Source organism: Halolamina salifodinae (assembly GCF_017874235.1).
GTDB classification, from domain to species: Archaea; Halobacteriota; Halobacteria; order Halobacteriales; family Haloferacaceae; genus Halolamina; species Halolamina salifodinae.
This window is the reverse complement of the sequence record NZ_JAGGLC010000001.1, coordinates 175,905-190,895: the sequence shown is the minus strand read 5'-3', so window position 1 is coordinate 190,895 and position 14,991 is coordinate 175,905. Positions and strand designations below refer to the sequence as shown.

Below are 14,991 nucleotides of genomic sequence, written 5' to 3'. Positions count from 1 at the left end.
ACCGTGGCGGTTCGATGGAGCGCTCAGAATTCACTGAGGCTCCTCGACACCCGTGTTAGCTTCGTTTAGGGCCTCTCAATGAAGCTACCGCCCAGAGTTGGGCTCCTTTACTACACTATCTGTGTAGACTGTCCTGGGTGGCTGCGCCGACTCGAAGACGGGCCGTTTACGGAACAACCAGATCCACGACCGTCTCGCCGTCGACGACGAGGTTGTACGCCGCCTCGTCGTCGTTCCACAGTACCAGCGCGTTCTCGATGGAGAGCACTGCCCCGTAGGGCGCCTCCTGAAGGTCCTGGTTCAGCCCGGAGGGGCGGGTGAGCACGGCGTACTGCTCGACGTCCTCGCTGCCGTCGCCGATTTTGAAGACCGGGTTCGGGTCGGCGCCGTACTCCCGCGTGCGCTCGCCCTGCCGGCTCAGGTCGGGGCTCAGCTTCACCGTCAGCAGGTCGATGCGGTTGCTGACGTGGCGCTCCATCTCCGCGGCCTTCGCGTGGCGGTCGGCGGCGGCGGCGATCTGGGTTCGCCGTTTCCCGTCCGGACGAAGCAAGGTGTAGGCGAACTGCACCGTCGTCTTGAGGAACGGGTCCCGGTCGTCGTCCTCCTCGACGGCGTCGACGCCGCGCTCCCCCGCCGCCAACTGTTGCTGCATCCGCGGCGCCTCGACCTCGGGGCGGACGTCGAACGACCAGCCCCGATCCGAGGGCGCCTCGTCGGGCCAGAGCCGCAGCGTCGGCGAGTAGACCGACGGCCCGGAGTCGGGTCGCGCGAGCGTGCGCTCGACCTCCCTGAGTCCCGTCGCCGTCTCCAGATCCGCGGGCGCCATGGCGAGCAGCGTGCCGTCGTCGGCGTCGCCGGCTCCCGTTGCCGGCGACCCGTCACCGGCGACGGCGTCGAGGTAGCGCTCGGCGGTGTGCGCGGGGTCGTCGAGCTCCGAAAGCACGTTACAGAACGTGAGCAGGTCGATCTCGCCGAGCGATTCCGGGTCGAAATCTTCGGCGGTCTCGCGGTGGACCGTCGTCCGGACGTTCCGCGGGGTCTCCTCCAGCAGATCCGAAAGCAGGTCCGCCGCGGGGGAGGGCTCCAGCGCGTGGTACTCGATCAGCGGCGGGGACTCGTCCTCGCCGGCTTCCTGTGCCGGCGAGCCGCCGGTCTCGCCCGCTGCCTCGTGGAGGTAGTCGATCAGCGCCAGCGCGGGGCCGCCGACGCCGGCGCCCACGTCGAGCACGCGGAGCTTTCGGGGCAGGTCGCCGTTCTCCGCCAGATCGTCGAGCACGTAGCCCATCGCGGCGTAGTAGTCCGGCAGGTGGTAGATGGCGTAGCCCAGCGCCGCCACCTCGTCGTACTCGACGGGGTTGCCGTGGTAGTAGTCTTCCTTCAGCCGGCGGATCGCCCCCCGGAGACGGTCACCGGACTCGCCGTCGGCCCAGTTGAGGCCGAACCGCTCGACGAGGCGGTCGACGACGACCGACTCGTACTGGCTCGGCAGTTCTTGGGCCGACCAGCCCGGCGGATCGACGGGCGCGTCGTCCGCGGGGACGAACGTGCCGTCCCCGCGCTCGATCAGGTCGAGGTCGAACGCCTCGTCCTGAAGCGCCTGCCTGACGACCGCGGGGTGGGGTGTCTCGTCGAAGTACTCCTGAATCTCCCCGGGGTCGATGGGCCGGACCTCCCGGAGGTAGTTCACGGTGTCCCGGAGCCGCGAGCGGTCGACGCTCATCGCTCGCCCTCCAGCCGTGCCGCAGCGGCACGCTCGTACAACTCCGCGAACGCCTCTCGGTCGCCGTCGGCGACCTCGCGGGCCGCCTCGGCGACGGCTTCGGCGCCGCCGAACCGCTCCTGAATGTCGGCGTACACGCGCGCGTCGCCCTCGGTGACGGTCTCAGCGAGGTCCGAAAGGCCCGCCGAGACGGGGGTGTGGAACTCCTCGCGCACGTCGTCGCCGGCCAGCGTCCACGCGAGCACGGCCGCGTGGCTCTTGGCCTGCACGGTGGTCATGGCCTCGTCGTGCTCCTCGGGCGTGGTTTCGAACAGGTCGTTGCCGGCCTCACGAACCGCGTCGAGGAGCGGCGAGAGCGTCGAGCCGACGGAGTCGGCGACGAGCGCGACGTTGCCGGGTGCTCGCGGCGGGGCGAACAGCGGATGGAGGCTCGCGCGCTCGCGGTCGGGCAGGTGCTCACGCATGGCGGCCACGGGGGCGCCCATCACGCCCGAGAGGTCGAGCATCGCGGACTCGGCGCGGGGCGCCCAGTCGGCGACGGCGGCCTCGACGGCCGGAATCGGGACCGCGAGACAGACCGTGTCGAACGTGCGATCCGCCTCGGGCACGCCCGAGGCGAGCGAGACGGCCTCGGCGTCGTCGAACTCGGCGGCGGCGACGCGCGCGGCGTCGCCGTCGGTGTCGGCAAAGGTGAGGTCCGCGTCGAGTGCTGGCGCGGCCGAGACGGTTTCGGCGAACCAGCGGCCCATCGCGCCGGCGCCGACGATACAGAGCGTCATTACCGGATGGAGGGCGGCGTCGGGTGAAAAGCGGTCGGTTCTCTACAGCTCGAGTCGTTCGGGGTAGTCAGTGAAGTTCTCGTAGCCGTCCTCGGTGACGACGGCGATGTCCTCGATGCGGACGCCGCCGTGGTCCGGGTCGTAGAGGCCGGGTTCGATGGTCACGATGTGGCCCGGCTTCAGTTCGCCGCCGCGGGGCGAGAGCGAGGGCGCCTCGTGCACGTCGAGGCCGATGCCGTGCCCGGTGCTGTGGATGAACCCCGTCTCCGCCGAGGGGTCCTGCCGGAGCGTCGGGTAGCCGGCGTCCTCGTACACCTCGCAGGCGGCGGCGTGGACGTCCTCGCCCGTCGCGCCGGGTTCCAGCGCGTCGAAGGCGGCCTCCTTGGCCTCCTGCGTGAGGTCGTACCACGACTGGATCGTCTCGCTGGCCGCGCCCTTCACGAACGTCCGGGTCATGTCCGAGTGGTAGCCGTTCTCCTTGTCCCGGGGGAAGATGTCGACGATGATCGGCTGGCCGGCCTCCAGCGGCCCGCTGCCGCGGTCGTGCGGGTCGGCGGCGTCGACGCCGCAGGCGACGATGGTCTCGTCCAGCGCGCAGCCGTGCTGGAGCAGTGTGACCTCGATTTCGGTGGCGACGCGCTCGCTGGTGAGCGGTTCGTCCTCGTAGTAGAGGGTGCCGTTGTGGATCTCCGCGGCGTCCAGCAGGTCCTCGCAGGCCTGCATCGACGCTTCGTTGGCCAGCGTGGCCTCGCGGACGTGTTCGATCTCCGCCTCGGTCTTCACGGCGCGGATGTCGTCGACGACGCCCTCGGAATCGACGGCGAGCGCGACGCCCTCCTCACGCAGGCCGTCCGCGGCGCCGACCGGGAACGTTTCCGGGACGGCAACCGCGTCGACGCCGTGGGCGTCGAGGAACGCCGCCTGCATCTTCGCCCGGGCGACTCTGGACTCGTGCTCCTCGCGGAGTTGCTGGTAGTCGTAGTCCGAGGTGCGGTCGACCGTACCGCGGGCCTCCTTGCTCGCGCGGCCGTACTCCAGCCCCGAGGTGAGGAGCGCCGTCTCCTCGGGCGTGTAGACGGTGAAAAACGGGTCGGGCGCGTCGAAGCCCGAGAGGTAGCGCTGGGTGGAGTCGTCGCCGTCGGCGTAGACCGCGTAACCGTCGAGGCCCTCGTCGGCGAGGTACTCGTCGAGCGAACTGGTGTCGATGTCCATGTCGGCGATGGCGGCCGGCGGAGGCAAAGGCGTTACCGTCGCGGTCATTCCGTGGGGATTCGGTTGGGCCGAAGACATATCCTCCGGGCCGGCGACGTTCCCGTATGCGCAGACGCGCCCTCCTCGGAGCGCTCGGCGCCGGCATCGCTGGTGGCGCTGGCTGTCTGAGCGCGCCCGGACCGGACGGTCTCCTTGGCGTTCCGGCGAGCGAGACGCCCTGGGGGGAAGACTGGCGGACCGAAAGTGTGGACCGAGTCGTCGTCGACAGCGGCCGCGCGGAGCGAACCGGTATCGACGCGAGCGAGACGACGTTGACCCTGCCGACGGCCACAGCGACGTTCTCGCTGGTGAACCGGACCGGCGATCCGCTGCAAGTGAACCCCCACGGCTGGGCGCTCTGGCGCCGCGAGAGCGACGGATGGCGAGGAATCTACCCCGATGGCTACCTCCAGCCGCTGACGGCGCTCCGCCCCGGCGAGTCGATTTCGTGGGCGTTGCGGATCGACAATCGCGGGACTGGGCAGGGAGACGTCGAGATCGATACCGAGGGGGATCTACCGACGTTCGCCGGAATCGACCCGGGACGCTACGCGGTCTCGAACGAGGTGCGGTTCTCCGACCAACCGGTGCTCGTGGTTTCGGTGTTCGATATCGTCGGAGAGTGACCCGTAACCGGGAGAAGGGATTTACGGCGGCCGGGCGATCTGGCAGTGTGCGACGACGCGCCCTCCTCGGAACTGCGGCCACCGGAATCGCTGCCGCCGCCGGCTGTCTCGGACTATCGAACCCCGCCGAGAACGTCGGCGTGCCGGCGAACGAGTCGGACTGCCCGCCGACGCCCGGTGACCGCGTGGTCTGTGTCCCCGAGTCTGATCCGGAGTCCGCGTCAGTCGCGATGACTGCCGACTCGCGCTCGGGGTCGCTCCCGACGACGTTCGCGTTCACGCTCACCAACGGGTCGGGCCAGACGCTCTCCACGAACTACTACGGATGGAACCTCTGGAAGCGCGTCGACGGCGAGTGGCACCACATCGTGCCGGACGTGGTCCAGCAGCCCCTGATGCGCCTGAATCCCGGTTCGAGACACGAGTGGCGGCTCACCGCCGAACACGTGCTCCCAGCGCGGCCGGGCCGGGACTACACCTCGTGGGAGTCTGCGGGCACCGTCGGCGGCCTCGGCGGCGGCGAGTACGCGTTCACGATCGGCGGCTGGTTCGGCGACGCCGACGAGGGGAGAGTCGGGTTCGCTGTCCTGTTCGACGTTGACGCACCCGAACTGACGCTCGAACCGACCGCACGGGTGATCGGCACCTCGCGCGACGGCGACGTGGTGACGGTTCGGGGCGAGGAAAGTGACCTTCAGGATGCCCGCCCCGCTGCGTTCGTTCTCACGCGCGTCGACGATGCCGACGACCCGCGGCGGCTGATCCCCGAGCAGGCGGTCTACGACTACCGGCTCCGGAACACGCTCCCGTTTTTCGAGTCGGGCGCCGACCGCGTACGGTTCGTCGAGGAGAACACCACGTGGCCCGTGTTCGGCGTGAACGACCCGTACAGCGTACGGTACCGGGGTGAGCTGTATCGGGTGACGGCGACAGAACTCGGAACGGAGTCAGAGACGACGACGCCCTGACGGCGTCGATGCTGACGGTCGGGCTACCACGTCCCGTGGAACGTGTCGAACTCCAGCGAGTCCAGCGGTTCGTGACCGACCGCGATCTCGTACTCGCCGGGGGTCAACATCGGCTTGTGGAACTGCGGGCCGTCGTCGGTGGTGATCCGCGGACAGCCGGTGTTGACGAACGCGTCCATGTCGAAGTTGCGCAGGCGGTCCGGGGTGACCTCGTCCATCGTGATGAGGTAGGCGTTATCGTTCTCCTCGACGATCTTCTCGGCCATCTCCCAGCGCCCCTGCCCGATCTTGGTACAGAAGATGACGCCCCACTTCTCGGCGTCCATCGCGCGGTGGACGGCGCCGTAGCGCTGCTTCATGAACTTCTCCGTGTCGGCGACGGTGACGACGTTGTTCACGGGGTCGGCGATGACGACCTTTTTGTCGGGATGCTCCATCGCCAGCCCGAGCGGGTGGAACTTCCCGCCGCCGACGTAGAGCACCTGATCGGCGTCGATGTCCGCGGAGGCGTAGTTGCAGCCGAGCACCTGCCCCTCGTTGGTCAGGCGGTCGTCGCCCTTCCGGGTGTGGACCTCGTAGCCCTTCTCCTGGAGCCACTCCTTCATCTCCGGGAAGAGGTTCATGTGCTGGGCCGTTGTGACCAGCCCAACGTCGTCCTCGGGCAGCTCCTCCAGTGCGTCCTCCATCATCGGGAACACGTCGACGTTGGAGAACAGCGGGACGTAGATGATCTTCTCGGAGTTCTTCATCGGCGAGTGGCCGAAGTGGACGAACACGTCCGTCCGGCGCATCAGGAACGTGTCGAGGTCGCAGGCGCCGTAGCAGGGCTGGCCCGACAGCATGAACGTCACGTCGTCGGGCGCCAGCTCCCGCAGGTCGTCGGCGACGGCGGGGCCGCGGCGCTTGAGGCCTTCGGGGAACTGCAGTCCGACCTTCTTTGCGTCTTTCTCTTCGATCTCGTCGATGATGCGCTCCAGTTCGTAGTCCCACTCCCGGTCGTGCTTGAGGGACATCCCCGTGTTTCGGAGGTCCCCCTCGGTCGTGGCGTCGCCGGCGGCGTCCTGACTCATTAGCGGTGCTACCGGGTGTGGACGGATAATCCCCCCGCTTCCGTCAGTTCCGTGCTCCCGCGGCTCATGCGTTCTCCGGCGGGTGAATGGACGGCCCCTCTCAGCCCGGATGAGGAACTCGCCCAACGACCGCCGGGACCCCGACGTTTATTCACACGACCTCCCAACCCCGACCATGGATGGCTCCAGACGCCAGTTTCTCGCCGCGGCGGGGGCCGGCCTCGCCTCGCTCGCGGGCTGTACCGCCCCCGAGGGCGACCCCAGCGTCGCTGGCCTCGACGCGCCCGACGATCAGCCGTTCGCGGAGCTCTACGAGGCGGCTTCGCCCTCGGTCGTCCGGCTCCGGGTGTACGACTCACGCGGCGTGCTCGCCGAGGGCTCTGGCTGGCTCTACGACGACGGCGTGCTGGTCACCAACGCCCACGTCGTCGCCGGCGGCGAGACGGTGCGCGCGCAGTTCGCCAACGGCGACTGGGTGACCGCCGAACTCCTCGGAAGCGACCCGTACAGCGATCTCGCGGCGCTCGCCGTCGAGCCACCTATGGATGCCACGCCGCTCCCACTACTGGACGAGCAGCCGCGGGTCGGCACCCGGGTCGCCGCCGCCGGCGCGCCGCTGGGGCTGGAGGGATCGCTCACCACCGGCGTCGTCTCGGGGGTGAACCGCACCATCTCCTCGGTCCGGAACTTCACCATCTCCGGCGCGATTCAGACCGACGCCGCGGTTAATCCCGGCAACAGCGGCGGCCCGCTGCTCACGCTGGAGGGTACCGTGGCCGGCGTCATCACCCAGGCCGGCGGCGAGAACATCGGCTTCGCCGTCAGTTCGGCGCTGACCGAACGGGTCATCCCCGAACTGGTCGAGACCGGCAGCTACCAGCACTCCTACCTCGGCGTGCGAATCCTCCCGGTCACGCCGCTGCTGGCGGACGCGAACGGCCTCGACGACGCCCGCGGCGTCTATCTGGCCGCGGTTCCGGCGGGGAGCCCCGCCGACGGCGTGCTTCAGGGCGGGACTGAGACCGTCTCCGTCGGGGGATCACCGCAACCGACCGGCGGCGACGTGATCGTCGCGCTCGACGGGACCACTATCGACACCACTGGCCAACTCGGCACCTACCTCGCGCTGGAGACCAGCCCCGGCGATACCGTCGGGGTAACGGTGATCCGCGACGGCGAGGAGCAGACCGTGGAGGTCACGCTGGGGACGCGGCCCGATCCTCGATAGCCGCGGAACTGGCAAACGTCGCGCTCTCGGCGTGACGGTAAACAGTTCCGAAACGCGAGCGGGGAGTGTACCGACCCGTGAGCGCGCATCTCGTTTTCAGCCCTCCATCCGCTCGACCAGATCCTCGAACTGCTCGCGGCGGCCGTCGATGGCCTCCTGTTTGAGCGCCTCCTCCTCGTCGCTCGGGCACTCGAGGTCCGGCACGTTCGTCGGGTTCCCGTCCTCGTCGAGGGCGACGAACGTGAAGTAGGAGGCAGTGGTCTTGCGCTCCTCGCCCTCCCGGGGGTCCTCGGCGCGCACGTCGACTTTCACGTCGATGCTCGTGCGGCCGGTGTTGAACACGTACGCCTGCACCACCGCCACCTCGCCGAGGTCGATGGGCGAGATGAAGTCGACGTGATCCATCGACGCCGTCACCACCTGCTTGTTGGCAAAGCGCATCCCCGCGATGGCGCCGCAGATGTCCATCCAGTGGAGAACCGCGCCCCCCAGCGCCCGCCCGAGGTTGTTCGTGTCGTTGGGCAGGAGCAGTTCGGTCATCTCGGTGTAGGACTCCGCGAGCGTGGCGTTCTCCGTCATGTACGGCGATGGGGGCGGGGCTCACTCAAAGCCGCCGGTCGGCGGTCCCTCCTGCGTGAGCGACCACCGCCTCAGTCCGGAACCGGTACGCGATAGGTAATCTCCCGGTCTTCCTCGTCTCTGACGCGAGTGGTGAAGAACCAGACGAACGTCACTGTCGACGCGTCCGCCGGAATCTCGGCGTACAGCCACCCTCCGTTGGTCGCTTCCGGCCAGTAGACGGCCACCTCACCGAACAGTTTCCGTTCGGGAGACAGGATTCGTTCGCGGGAGTCTGCCACGTACTGCTCCCGAATCTCGGTCTCGCCCTCCTCGGTGCGGACTCCGAACATCGACGGGACGTTCATGGACTGATCCCCGACGTTCGTCGTGGTCAGCTTCAGGAGCAGGAACACGGACCCATCCTCGGCTGTCACCGTCTCGTCCTCGAACTTCAGAGTTCGTCTGGTCTCCGGGGCGGCGACGGTGAGCGATTTCCCGCCGTAGGTCTTCGTTTCCGAGTACTCCGGGACCGGCGTCGCCGTCGCCGTCGCGGTCGCTGTGGCGGTGTCGGTCGACGGCCGTTCGGTGGGTTCGGGAATCTGCTCCCGCGCCGGCAGTGGCGGGTCGGTGGTGGCCCAGACCCCACCGCCACCGAGTCCCAGCGCCGCCAGCAGCACCAGCAGTCGGCGTCGGCGCACGGTTACTCGTCGCCGTCGACCGGCGTCAGATGCCGCAGCTCGGTTCCCCGGGCGTAGATGCCCTCGCTGGCTGGCCGCAGGCGAACCACGGGCTGGTCGTACAGGCCGCCCTCACCGTCGCTGGTGTACATCGGCACCCGGGTGGCGTCGCCGCTCGCGGGGTCGATGCGGTGGACCCTGATCTCGCCTTCCTGGAACCGATCCGGGACGAGCAGTGCCTCGTCGGTGATGATCGACCCCGGGGAGAACGCGCCGGTGGTCTCGTACTGCCACTGCTCCTCGCCGGACTCGCGATCCAGTGCCAGGATGGTGTCGCCCCCGATCAGGTACACACGTTCGTCGTCGAGAAGCGGCGGGGAGACGGCGGTGTTGACGAACAGCTCCGGCCGCTGCCAGTGGCGGCTGCCGTCGCTCTCGTAGGCCACCATCCCGTAGCGCGACTCGTCGTACTGCATCCCGCTCCGGTTCGTGACGGAGAACACGGTACTCCCGTCGACGGTCGTCCAGTGGGCCCACCCCATGTCCGCCTCGCGGAGCCAGTTCCGCTCGAACGAGCCGAGAACCTCGCCCGTCTCGAGATCGCGGCGCTGAACCATCATTGGGTTGTCCTGCCACGTCGACTCGACGGGCGCCGCGCCGATGAGGATGATCTCGCCGTCGCTGATCACCGTCTCGTACACGCCCGCCATGCTCTCGACGGTGCTCTGGTGGACCATCTCACCCGCCGTGAGATCGACGATTGCCAACTCGGATGGATCGTACGACTCGCTGCTCACCGTCACGAACAGCCCCGACTCGCTCACTTGATTCAGCGACACGTCGGGTTCGGTCCCGACATCGCTGACGAGGGCCGTCCGCTCACCCGTCTCCGGGTCCAGTACGATCACGTCGCCGTCCCGGGTGAGGCCGGCGACGGCGCCGTCGGCGTACACCGTCCCGCCGATCTCGCCGGCATCCCACGTCCAGCGAACCTCGCCGTTCGGGTCGATCGCGCTCAGGGAACTCGCGACGTGATCGCGGTCCGATTGGACGAACAGCGTCTCGCCGCCGGCGACGACCCGGCTCGTGCTGGATACGTCAGCCGCCCAGTTGACCTCGTACTCGCCGGCGATATCCGGCTGCTCGGCGACGTATCTCGCGTTCGTGGCATCCCGGGCGTACGTTCGCCAGTCGAGGGGGACGGCCGACGGCTCCGTCGGCGTCTCTGTGGCCGTCGCCGTTTCCGTGTCCGTTTCTTCGGCCTCTTCCATCGCCTGTTGCACCGTCTCTGGGAGCGTAGACGTCCCCTCGCTGTTGCCGCCACAGCCGGCCAGACCAGCCGTTCCGGCCACCGCAAGCGCTCTGAGGTAGTCACGTCGGTTCACAGTGGCTCCACACTCCCGCAGGTCATCGGTTCATCGGGTGAGGATGTTCGCCGCACCCCGGCGAACTGGGTCGCTCAGTCGTCGGCGGCGACCACGTCGGTCTCGCCGCGCGCTCGACCGTGTGCGGTTCGAGCGAGCGCCTGTGCGGCCTCAGTGTCGCCCACCTCCAGATAGAGCGCGGTTAGCTCCGACGTGAGCGTGTCGGCCTGCGGGTCGGCACCGCAGTCGCGGAGCTCCTCGATCCCGGTTTCGAGCTGGTCGATGGCGTCGTCGTACTCGCCGCGTTCGACCAACACGTCCGCCAGCAGTGACCGAGTGACGCCGACCGAGCGCTGGTTTCCGGCCGCGGAGAGATGCTCCATCGACTCACGAGCGAGAGTTTCGGCCCGCTCGACGTCGCCACGCTGAAGCGCACAGACGGCCAGATTGTGCTCGCTCATCCCGATCTCGTGGGGGTTTCCGATCGCCTCGCGGATCGCCAGCGCCTCTCGGTGGGTGTCGACGGCGGCCTCGACCTCCCTGAGGTCCTTGCGCACGATGCCGATGTTGTTGAGACAGATCGCCAGCCGGTGGTCGTCGCCGATTCGGTGGAACAGCGACTCCGCGCGTTCGAGATACGACAGCGCCCGCTCGTCGTTCCCGCGCCGCCGTTCGAGGTCGCCGAGGCTAGTGAGCGTGGCCGCGGCGCCGTGGTCGTCACCTCGTTCGGACTGGATGTCGATGGCTCGCTCGTATCGGCCGGCAGCCGCCTCGTACTGGCCCAGATTCACCATCGCGTTGGCGGCGTTCGCGAGGCAGTTGGCGACCCGGAGCGGCTCGTCGGCGGCCTCGAACGTCTCCCGGGCGGCCCGGGCGTGGGCGACCGCCGCGTCGTAGTCGGCGCGTTCGGCCGCCGCTGTGCCGAGGTTCTGCCGACAGACCGCGAGCAGGAGGTCGTCGTCGACGGCCGTCGCCCGACGGTGTGCCGCGTCGTACCGCTCCACGGCCGTCTCGTGGTCCCCGCGGCGCTGGGCCACGGTGCCGAGGTCGATCAGTGCCCGAACGACCGTCTCCCCGTCGTCGAGTCGGAGTCCCAGACCGAGCGCGGCGGCGAGTTCCTCGACGGCGTCGTCGTAGGCGGACTGCTGGAGCGCGGCGCTCCCCAGCCCGCGCCTCGCCCGCGCCGTCGCGTGGGGGTTTTCCGCCGCTCGGGCGGCTTCCAGCAGTCGGTCGAACGCGGCGCTGGCCTCCGCCGGGCTCCCAGCGTTCAGCGCCAGCCGACCGTGCCAGCGGTGGCGCCGGAGCGTGGCGACCGATTCGGGCATCCGGTTCCGGAGGCGGGAACCCACCAGCCCGGCGAGCCGGGGGCGTGTCCGTAGCGCGTCGAACAGCGCCGCGACAAACGACTCCGGCCAGTCGTCGGTGTCTGGGAGTGGCGACTCCGCCGCGGCTGCCTGCGCGCCGCCGTCGAGTACCGCCGTGAGCGACCGTCCGAGCGCCTCTTGGGCGCCGCGCTCACCGAGCCGTTCGACGGCGTGGGCCAGAAACGCGGTCGACCAGGCGTCGTGGACGGTCGCACCGACCCGGAGCGGGTCCATACGCCGGCCGAACAGGACTTCGCCGTCCAACACACTCAGCGCATCCTCGAGGAACGCCGTGTCGCCCAGCGGGTCGACAGTTGCGGACCGAATCGGGAGGTCCGCGAGGTTCAGCAGATTGATCCAGATGCCGAGGTCGACTGCGAGTCGCCCCCGGGACTGGAGCCGGTCGAACGCGTCGGCCGCCGATTCCGAGAGACTGGTCGGGGTGTCGCCGGCGGCGACGGCTAGCGGGTCGGCCAGCCGTGCGACTCGGTGGGCCGCGACGACGAACGCCCCGGCAGCGTCGTCGCCGGTAACCGACTCGTGGAGGGCCGTGGCCGAGAGCGGGAGTGCCGACTCCCGACTCTCGGCGGCACGGGCGAGCAACGCCTCGCAGTCGGCGACCGACAGCCCCGGCATCGACAGTTCGGTCGGTCCCGGCTCAGCAGGCGTCTCCGCGCGCTCCCACGCTGCGGTCCGGGCGTCGAACAGGAAGCTCACGTCCGTCCGGCCGGCGAACTCCGCCCGGAGATCCAGCGCGCGTCGAGCGTTCGGGTCGACCACGTCCTCGACGACCACCAGGGTGTGGCCAGCCGTCGCGTCGATGGCCCGGAGGAGCGCCGGAACTGACTCGAGGGGTCGGTGACCGTCCGGCTGGCGGTACAGCACCGTCCCGTGGTCGGCCCGGTGCCACGAGACCGCGATTCGTTTACAGACCGTGCTCTTTCCGGAGCCTGGCGGCCCGGTGAGGACGACGTCCTCGCCGGCACGCAGGCGTCGACGGGCGTCGGCTGTCACCGACGCCGCTCCGTCGGCCGAGGCGCGGTCGATGAGGAACCCGCTATCGGCGTCCGCGAGGGAGATCCCGGTTCGCCACGCCTGGAGCAAGGAGGCCGTGCCCCGCCGATCCAGCAGTGCGTCGGTGAGCCGGACCACTCCCTCACTCTCCAGATCAACCGGGAGCACGTCGCCGGTCGCCGGCGCCGTAACCTCCGGCGTGGGCTCGACGGCCGCGAGATCCTCGGTGCATTCAGTCGCGTCGGCGATCCGGTCCTCGACTCGGTTGGCGAGTCGGCTGATCGCCTGTGGGTCCGTCAGTTCGAGCGCTCCGGCGACCCCACCGAACCCAGTGTAGGCGAGTATCAGTGCGCAGTCAGTGTCGCCCCGACAGACGACGATCCCCACCTTCGGCACGTCGCCCCGGAACACGCGGACGTCGGCGGTCGCCAGCCGCCGGGACTGTGCCGGGAGTCGCTCTCCCAGTGCGTCCGCGAGCGCCGGGGCGAGCACGAGTCGGGTGGTCGTCTCCGGGCCGGCATGCTCGCAGTACGTGTCGAGCACCACCGAGTCCGAGAGTCCCGGGAGCGCGGCGGCGACGCTGGTCGATCCGGTGAGGGCGTCCCTCAGGAGGTCGGGAACTTCGTGTGGATCGACCTGGTGGACGGTCGACTTGGCGACCGGGAGCGGCGAGAGCCTCGCGTCCGCCGGGATGGCGTCGACGACGGGGCTGGCGTCGAGGACGCCCTGAATGTCCGAGCGTAGCGTCTCGTACCGTGAAAGTGCGAGTCGTCCGGTTCTCGTCGTTCGGTAGCCGCCGTCGACCTTCGACACGAGTCCGGCGTCGAGGAGTGCCTCGATGGCACGGTCGACCGTCGAGCGAGAGGTGTCGAGGCGATCGATGAGGTCGCGCTTGAACAGCGGCCCGTCACGGAGCGCCCCGAGGAACTCCACACGGTCGCCGACGAGCGCCAGCAGTTCGTCGATTCCGGTGTCGGACGACATCGTGACGATAGGGGATGTGTCGGGTGGGTGTAAATACTTTCACCGCGAGGGGACTCGACCGCCGCTGCACTGCTCCCCCTCGGCCTACTCCTCGGTATCGACGCCGTCGACGCCGAGTTCCTCGCCGCTGCGGCCCGCCGCGTCGAGGATCTCGTCGCTCACCTCGATGGGGCAGTCCGCCCGGATGGCGATAGCGATGGCGTCGCTGGGGCGGGCGTCGAACGTGAGCGACCGGGGCTCGCCCTCCTCGTAGCGCTGGACGTCGACCTTGGCGTAGAACGTCCCCTCGCGCAGGTCGTCGATGCGCACCCGGTCGAACGCGCCGCCGAACTCCGCCAGCATCCCCACGAACAGGTCGTGGGTCAGCGGCCGGTCGAACGGCTCGTCGGCCAGTCCTCGCCGGATGGCGTCGGCCTGGTCGTCGGTGACGAAGATGGGCAGGTACGTCCCGTCGGCCCGCAGCAGCGCCGCCGGGACCTCCTCGCCGCCCGGCGTCTCGCCCGTCGCGATTCCCGTTACTTCGGCGACGTGAGTCATATGTGGGTGATACCCACGGGGCGGGAAATAGCTGTCGCGGGGCCGAACGTTCATGGCCGCCGGCCGCCTACAGCCCGCAAATGGACTGTCGCGTGGTGCTGGAAGCGGCTGTGCCGGTTTACGACGTGGCGACCCCCGAGAGCGCCGTCGGCGCGGCCATCTCGACGGTGGGGGAACAGCTCAACCCCGATCTGTCGTACGTCGACATCGAGCCCCGGAACCGTCGGTCGCCCCGTGGTGCCGAACTCCCGCCCGCGACCGTCGCGGCCGGCGAGGGGCTGGTGGCGCTCGAACTGGGGATGACCGTCTACGATGTCGAGAGCGAGGACCACGCCGTCCGGATCGCGCGCTCGGAGATCGGCCAGCGACTCGAGGGGATCCCGCTCGAACGCGTGGCGGTCCGCCCGGCCGACGAGGAGGAAGAGGCGAGCGAAGCGGAGGCGGCGCCGGCGGCGTCGACGGACGACGAGGAAGCGTCGCTGCTGCCGGAGTTCGAGGAGATGGTCGAGCGCGAACACGAGTGACGCGTCGCTACTGGGGAGTGGGCTCCGGAGAACGGCCGGCTGTCCGACTCAGTCGGCGGCGGCGGTGATCGTCTCCTGCTCGGAGAGGGAGTCAGTGAGGCCGTGGACTAACTCGAAGACGGCGTGTTTGTGGTCTGTCTTCGAGCGGTGGATCGAGGTGGGCTGGACGCCGTAATCCTCGTACCCCTCGAGGTCGAGATCCGTCCCCTCGGACTCCTCGTACTCGGCCCGTACCTCCGAGAGAAGGCCGTGGAGGTGAATGAGCTCTTGTTTCTTCATATCCATCATTGTGTACAGTCTCGAGGGTTATAGGAGTACTTTGAG

General features: G+C 69.2%; 14 protein-coding genes. 4 read left to right on the top strand and 10 right to left on the bottom strand.

Annotated features, from left to right (window positions below; all coding sequences use genetic code 11):
- Positions 1-166: 166 nt before the first annotated feature.
- The 3 genes from J2753_RS01020 to J2753_RS01010 are packed head-to-tail and all read right to left on the bottom strand — an operon-like array spanning position 167 to position 3,711.
- On the bottom strand, positions 167-1,720 hold the full coding sequence (locus J2753_RS01020; protein WP_209489585.1) for a small ribosomal subunit Rsm22 family protein: 1,554 nt from the start codon (positions 1,718-1,720) through the stop codon (positions 167-169).
- Entirely contained in the window at positions 1,717-2,499 is a 783-nt protein-coding gene (locus tag J2753_RS01015; protein WP_209489583.1) for a prephenate dehydrogenase/arogenate dehydrogenase family protein, read from the bottom strand. The genes J2753_RS01020 and J2753_RS01015 overlap by 4 nt, the downstream gene beginning before the upstream one ends.
- A 42-nt stretch (positions 2,500-2,541) precedes the next feature.
- Positions 2,542-3,711 carry a M24 family metallopeptidase gene (locus tag J2753_RS01010; protein WP_209489581.1) on the bottom strand — a complete coding sequence of 390 codons (1,170 nt, stop codon included), beginning with the start codon at positions 3,709-3,711 and terminating at the stop codon, positions 2,542-2,544.
- Positions 3,712-3,815: 104 nt separating this feature from the next.
- On the opposite strand from J2753_RS01010, the gene J2753_RS01005 reads away from it, so the two are divergent.
- Both J2753_RS01005 and J2753_RS01000 read left to right on the top strand, forming a co-directional pair.
- Entirely contained in the window at positions 3,816-4,376 is a 561-nt protein-coding gene (locus J2753_RS01005) for a hypothetical protein (protein ID WP_209489579.1), read from the top strand.
- Positions 4,377-4,423: 47 nt separating this feature from the next.
- Complete coding sequence (locus tag J2753_RS01000) at positions 4,424-5,344, top strand: hypothetical protein (RefSeq protein ID WP_209489578.1); 921 nt, start codon at positions 4,424-4,426, stop codon at positions 5,342-5,344.
- A gap of 23 nt (positions 5,345-5,367) precedes the next feature.
- On the opposite strand, the gene dph2 is transcribed toward J2753_RS01000, so the two are convergent.
- Positions 5,368-6,414: a diphthamide biosynthesis enzyme Dph2 gene (gene dph2, locus J2753_RS00995; protein WP_209489576.1), complete on the bottom strand. Its 1,047-nt coding sequence runs from the start codon at positions 6,412-6,414 to the stop codon at positions 5,368-5,370.
- A gap of 175 nt (positions 6,415-6,589) precedes the next feature.
- Between dph2 and J2753_RS00990 the strand changes: the two genes are divergently transcribed.
- On the top strand, positions 6,590-7,642 hold the full coding sequence (locus tag J2753_RS00990) for a S1C family serine protease (protein ID WP_209489574.1): 1,053 nt from the start codon (positions 6,590-6,592) through the stop codon (positions 7,640-7,642).
- A gap of 96 nt (positions 7,643-7,738) precedes the next feature.
- On the opposite strand, the gene J2753_RS00985 is transcribed toward J2753_RS00990, so the two are convergent.
- The 5 genes from J2753_RS00985 to J2753_RS00965 form a co-directional block, all read right to left on the bottom strand.
- Positions 7,739-8,221, bottom strand: a complete 483-nt coding sequence (locus J2753_RS00985; RefSeq protein WP_209489572.1) for an acyl-CoA thioesterase — start codon at positions 8,219-8,221, stop codon at positions 7,739-7,741.
- Positions 8,222-8,292: 71 nt separating this feature from the next.
- Complete coding sequence (locus tag J2753_RS00980; protein WP_209489570.1) at positions 8,293-8,901, bottom strand: hypothetical protein; 609 nt, start codon at positions 8,899-8,901, stop codon at positions 8,293-8,295.
- Between the two features lie 2 nt (positions 8,902-8,903).
- Positions 8,904-10,265 carry an outer membrane protein assembly factor BamB family protein gene (locus J2753_RS00975; protein WP_209489568.1) on the bottom strand — a complete coding sequence of 454 codons (1,362 nt, stop codon included), beginning with the start codon at positions 10,263-10,265 and terminating at the stop codon, positions 8,904-8,906.
- Between the two features lie 74 nt (positions 10,266-10,339).
- Positions 10,340-13,606: a tetratricopeptide repeat protein gene (locus J2753_RS00970; protein ID WP_209489566.1), complete on the bottom strand. Its 3,267-nt coding sequence runs from the start codon at positions 13,604-13,606 to the stop codon at positions 10,340-10,342.
- An 84-nt stretch (positions 13,607-13,690) separates the two neighbouring features.
- Complete coding sequence (locus J2753_RS00965) at positions 13,691-14,143, bottom strand: bifunctional nuclease family protein (protein WP_209489564.1); 453 nt, start codon at positions 14,141-14,143, stop codon at positions 13,691-13,693.
- An 80-nt stretch (positions 14,144-14,223) separates the two neighbouring features.
- On the opposite strand from J2753_RS00965, the gene J2753_RS00960 reads away from it, so the two are divergent.
- Positions 14,224-14,667 carry a DUF555 domain-containing protein gene (locus tag J2753_RS00960; protein WP_209489562.1) on the top strand — a complete coding sequence of 148 codons (444 nt, stop codon included), beginning with the start codon at positions 14,224-14,226 and terminating at the stop codon, positions 14,665-14,667.
- A 48-nt stretch (positions 14,668-14,715) separates the two neighbouring features.
- On the opposite strand, the gene J2753_RS00955 is transcribed toward J2753_RS00960, so the two are convergent.
- Complete coding sequence (locus tag J2753_RS00955) at positions 14,716-14,946, bottom strand: UPF0058 family protein (protein ID WP_209489560.1); 231 nt, start codon at positions 14,944-14,946, stop codon at positions 14,716-14,718.
- Positions 14,947-14,991 lie beyond the last annotated feature (45 nt).

What these genes read in the sequence shown, in the direction of transcription:
- J2753_RS00985 (WP_209489572.1), bottom strand. Translation starts at nt 8,221, where the DNA reads ATGACGGAGAACGCCACGCTCGCGGAGTCCTACACCGAGATGACCGAA.
- J2753_RS00955 (WP_209489560.1), bottom strand. Translation starts at nt 14,946, where the DNA reads ATGAAGAAACAAGAGCTCATTCACCTCCACGGCCTTCTCTCGGAGGTA.
- J2753_RS00990 (WP_209489574.1), top strand. Translation starts at nt 6,590, where the DNA reads ATGGATGGCTCCAGACGCCAGTTTCTCGCCGCGGCGGGGGCCGGCCTC.
- J2753_RS00960 (WP_209489562.1), top strand. Translation starts at nt 14,224, where the DNA reads ATGGACTGTCGCGTGGTGCTGGAAGCGGCTGTGCCGGTTTACGACGTG.
- J2753_RS01020 (WP_209489585.1), bottom strand. Translation starts at nt 1,720, where the DNA reads ATGAGCGTCGACCGCTCGCGGCTCCGGGACACCGTGAACTACCTCCGG.
- dph2 (WP_209489576.1), bottom strand. Translation starts at nt 6,414, where the DNA reads ATGAGTCAGGACGCCGCCGGCGACGCCACGACCGAGGGGGACCTCCGA.
- J2753_RS01005 (WP_209489579.1), top strand. Translation starts at nt 3,816, where the DNA reads ATGCGCAGACGCGCCCTCCTCGGAGCGCTCGGCGCCGGCATCGCTGGT.
- J2753_RS01015 (WP_209489583.1), bottom strand. Translation starts at nt 2,499, where the DNA reads ATGACGCTCTGTATCGTCGGCGCCGGCGCGATGGGCCGCTGGTTCGCC.
- J2753_RS01010 (WP_209489581.1), bottom strand. Translation starts at nt 3,711, where the DNA reads ATGGACATCGACACCAGTTCGCTCGACGAGTACCTCGCCGACGAGGGC.
- J2753_RS00965 (WP_209489564.1), bottom strand. Translation starts at nt 14,143, where the DNA reads ATGACTCACGTCGCCGAAGTAACGGGAATCGCGACGGGCGAGACGCCG.
- J2753_RS00970 (WP_209489566.1), bottom strand. Translation starts at nt 13,606, where the DNA reads ATGTCGTCCGACACCGGAATCGACGAACTGCTGGCGCTCGTCGGCGAC.